We start from the raw sequence: 3,894 nt of genomic DNA on the forward strand, positions 1-3,894 counted from the left end.
TTTTAGTATTCCTAAGTTCAATTACTCAGTCCACTTTTCTTATACATATATCAAAACTATATTAAGATATAACCTTGTTATTAAACAATATTACATCATCATACCTACTCCTGGTCCTAATGGTAATTTAAATATAAACCAAACTATTAATAATAGACTCCATCCAATTAAGAATACTAATGAATATGGTACCATTGTTGATATAAGAGTTCCTACTCCACTCTCTTTATCATACTTTTCTGAGAAAGCAACTACTAACGCAAAATAATTCATAAGAGGAGAAATAATATTAGTTGTAGAATCTCCTATTCTATATGCCATTTGAGTTAATTCTGGTGAGTAATTTAATCCCATTAACATAGGTACAAATATAGGTGCCATAATTGCCCATTTAGCTGATGCAGATCCCATAAATAGATTTATGAATGCAGCAACTACTATAAATCCTAATAATAAAGGTATGCCTTGTATTCCTGTAGATTGTAAGAAATTAGCTCCTTTTACCGCTATTATTGTTCCTAAATTACTATGTGCAAAGTAAGCAACAAATTGAGATGCAAAAAAAACTAATACTATGTATCCACCCATTGCAGCCATACTTTTTCCCATTAAATCAATAACTTGCTTGTCATTCTTAATTGTTCCCGCTCCAACACCGTATGCAATACCTGGTATTAAAAATACTATTGCAATTATAACAACTATAGAATCCATAAATGGTGATTTTAAAATCTCTGCTGTTTCTGGATTTCTTAGTATTCCGTTAGATGGAACAACTAATATTGCTAATAAAATTAAAGTTAATACAAATGCAATACCCGCAAATAATAACCCTCCTTTTTCTTCTTTACTTATTTTTATAATTTCTTCTTTTTCTTCTTCGCCCTTATATTTTCCAAGTCTAGGTTCAACTATTTTTTCAGTAACTATTGTACCTAAAATTGTTATAAGGAAAGTTGATACTATTAGAAAGTACCAGTTTGATGTAATTTGAACATCATATCCAGCTTGAGATATTTTAGCTGCTTCTGTTGTAATTCCTCCTAATAAAGCATCAGTTGGTCCTGGTAATAAGTTTGCACTAAATCCACCTGAAACACCAGCGAATGCTGCTGCAATACCAGCTAATGGATGTCTACCAAAACTCCTGAATATAACTGCTCCTAATGGTATTAACACAACATATCCTGCATCAGAAGCTATATTAGAAACTACCCCAGCAAATACAACTACCATAGTTATAAATCTTTTTGGTGTACTTGTTACTAATTTCCTTAATAATGTTGAAATTAAGCCACTACCTTCTGCAACTCCAACGCCTAATAATGCAATTAATACTGTTCCTAATGGTGCAAAACTTGTAAAGTTATTAATTGCACTTGTAAACATATATCTAATTCCTTCTGGTGTTAAAAGACTTACTACTCCAACAGTAAATTCTTTTAATTCCATAGTGGTTCTATCAATTCCTTCATAACTTACACTAACCCCTGCTAAATAAGCAATATGTGATATTATCATTAAGGCTGCACAAAATATTACAAATAATGTAGTAGGATGTGGAAGTGCATTACCTATTTTCTCCACCCATGTAAGTATCCCAGACTTACGTTTATTGTTTTCCATAAGTTCCTCCTCGGTAAAATGTAAAAATCATTTTTTTAATTTAAGAAATTTTTATATACATATATATTCATTATATTATTAAATCATATTTTTATCAATAAAATTACCTCGGATTTGATAAAAAGCAGTGATAAAAAGTATAAAATTTTAATATTATAGCATTATTTTGATTTTTTTTGCATCTAAAAAATTCATTTTTGCAATTTTTCCTAAAAATAAAAGCTTTAAGATTNNAATCTTAAAGCTTTTATTTTATTTGTTATTAAAATTCCAAATGTACCTCCACATGTATCAATCAACACATCTCTAAAAGCACCTTCTCTTCCTGGCACAAATACTTGATGTATTTCATCAGAACAAGCATATAAAAATACTAACATCATTCCTAATAACCTTATTTTTTGTCTAGTATATTGAATTTCTAAAACATTTAATATTAATATACCTAATATCATATATTCCAAAAAATGTGCAATTTTTCTAACAATAAAATTAGCTAATTCTCCAAAGATACTATTCATATTTATTCCTAGTTGCGTTAATATCATAATTGCTGAACTACTTTGTTTATCAGATACAACTGCTGGTTGATTAGACATAACAAATATAATAATCATCCATAATATTAACAAAATCCAGTTAATTGCTTTTCTTTTATCAAATGTACTTTTAATTTCTTTCATTAGTCACTCCATTACATTATATTTAATATAAGACTATGCTTATAAATATGTGTTGATATATGCAATAGGCAAAGTGGCATTCAATTACTCAGTCCAATTTGTTTATGCATATATCAGCACTTTACTAAAACATAACCTTATATTATTATACACCAAGTATAATTGTATTAAAATACTTTACTATATCTTGCTGAATCTAGCTTATTCACACATATATTTATTTATGTAAGCTAATGATTCTTCTAATAATTCATGACCTTTTTCTAAGCCTTCAACCTTTAATTCCAAATTACAAACTCTTTGATCCACTTGATGCATTAAATCCTTTATATCATGTAACAATTTTGCTTCATATGTTACTTGAACACCATCACTATCTATAAATACCTTTTCTGGTGGTGCACCACATTTAGTACATTTTGCGTATATATCATCATTATCTAAATCCTTAAAAACTTTAAATTTACTATTATTACATGATGAACAGCTTGATAATATTTTAAAATCATAACTATTATTATCATAGTAGTACTCTTTATTACATTCACTACATACTAATTTTATTTTATTATCTTTGCTATTTATATAAAATTTATTTCCACTACATCCGTCTTTTTCACACACAATAGTTCTAACCATATAACTTCACTCCCTATTTTTAATAAATCATTTCCTTATAAATTTAATATGTTATTTGCCAATAAAATATTACTAAAAGTCTTATTTATAATAAGTAAAATATCAATACTGTTTTAAAATAATAGCTATTAATGTTAGTTAACAGTTTATTTCATAAGTCTGAAATTTTCTTACTTAAAAAAACCATAATTTTAATCATATATAAATAAAATAATTTATTAATAAATTTACTATTATATGAACAAACTATTATTGCTATATGTTTAAATACTACTTTTTAATATCAATCTTTATCTGCATTAAATAAATTATATGTAATAAGGAGTGATCATATGAAAAAAATATTAATTATAATTACAAGTTTATTCTTAGCAATATCTTTAACATGTTGTAATAATAAAAGTGCGTATAAAGATGGAATCTATATAGGTGAAGGTAATATGTATTCAGATGGATATGATGATGTTACTGTAAATGTTGAACGTGGTAAAATAGTAGATATAGTCATTCGTCATTTAGATACTAATGGAAAAGAAATTAATTATGAAGAATGGACTGGAGAAAATATCAATGGAAAAACAAATCCTAATATACAAAAATATAGAGCTGATACAATAAAAGAAGTATTAGCTAATCAGTCAGCAGATATAACTATCATTAATGACATTAATGATATATCTTCTAATTGGAAAGTAGCTATAGCAGATGCTCTAGAAAAAGCAAAAAAATAAGCTATGAATATTCATAGCTTATTTCTATTAAATGGTGGAGATAAAGAGATTCGAACTCTTGACCCCCTGCGTGCAAGGCAGGTGCTCTCCCAACTGAGCTATACCCCCATAAATGGTGGACCTTCAGGGACTCGAACCCCGGACCTACCGGTTATGAGCCGGTTGCTCTAACCAACTGAGCTAAAGATCCTTTTATTACCTGGCAACGTCCTAAT

At 27.8% G+C, this 3,894-nt stretch carries 4 protein-coding genes and 2 tRNA genes; 1 reads left to right on the forward strand and 5 read right to left on the reverse strand.

All coding sequences use genetic code 11. From position 1 onward, the window contains the following. Positions 1-90: 90 nt before the first annotated feature. From NG904_RS02865 to NG904_RS02875, 3 genes are all read right to left on the reverse strand, one after another. The gene (locus NG904_RS02865) at positions 91-1,626 is read right to left on the reverse strand and encodes an AbgT family transporter (RefSeq protein WP_252229656.1); all 1,536 of its coding nucleotides are present in this window, start codon (positions 1,624-1,626) and stop codon (positions 91-93) included. 224 nt (positions 1,627-1,850) lie between these two features. Further along, the gene (locus NG904_RS02870) at positions 1,851-2,309 is read right to left on the reverse strand and encodes a VanZ family protein (protein ID WP_252229658.1); all 459 of its coding nucleotides are present in this window, start codon (positions 2,307-2,309) and stop codon (positions 1,851-1,853) included. 201 nt (positions 2,310-2,510) lie between these two features. Beyond that, a complete protein-coding gene (locus NG904_RS02875) occupies positions 2,511-2,948 on the reverse strand; it encodes a hypothetical protein (protein ID WP_252216724.1) in 438 nt (145 codons plus the stop codon). A gap of 332 nt (positions 2,949-3,280) precedes the next feature. On the opposite strand from NG904_RS02875, the gene NG904_RS02880 reads away from it, so the two are divergent. After that, on the forward strand, positions 3,281-3,679 hold the full coding sequence (locus NG904_RS02880; protein WP_252216727.1) for an FMN-binding protein: 399 nt from the start codon (positions 3,281-3,283) through the stop codon (positions 3,677-3,679). 32 nt (positions 3,680-3,711) lie between these two features. On the opposite strand, the gene NG904_RS02885 is transcribed toward NG904_RS02880, so the two are convergent. Together NG904_RS02885 and NG904_RS02890 are read right to left on the reverse strand one after the other, a co-directional pair. Continuing rightward, positions 3,712-3,787 (reverse strand) — tRNA-Ala (locus NG904_RS02885). 5 nt (positions 3,788-3,792) lie between these two features. Beyond that, positions 3,793-3,869 (reverse strand) — tRNA-Ile (locus NG904_RS02890). Positions 3,870-3,894 lie beyond the last annotated feature (25 nt).

Source organism: Clostridium sp. ZBS15, from assembly GCF_023845705.1.
Taxonomy (GTDB): Bacteria; Bacillota; Clostridia; order Clostridiales; family Clostridiaceae; genus Clostridium; species Clostridium aquiflavi.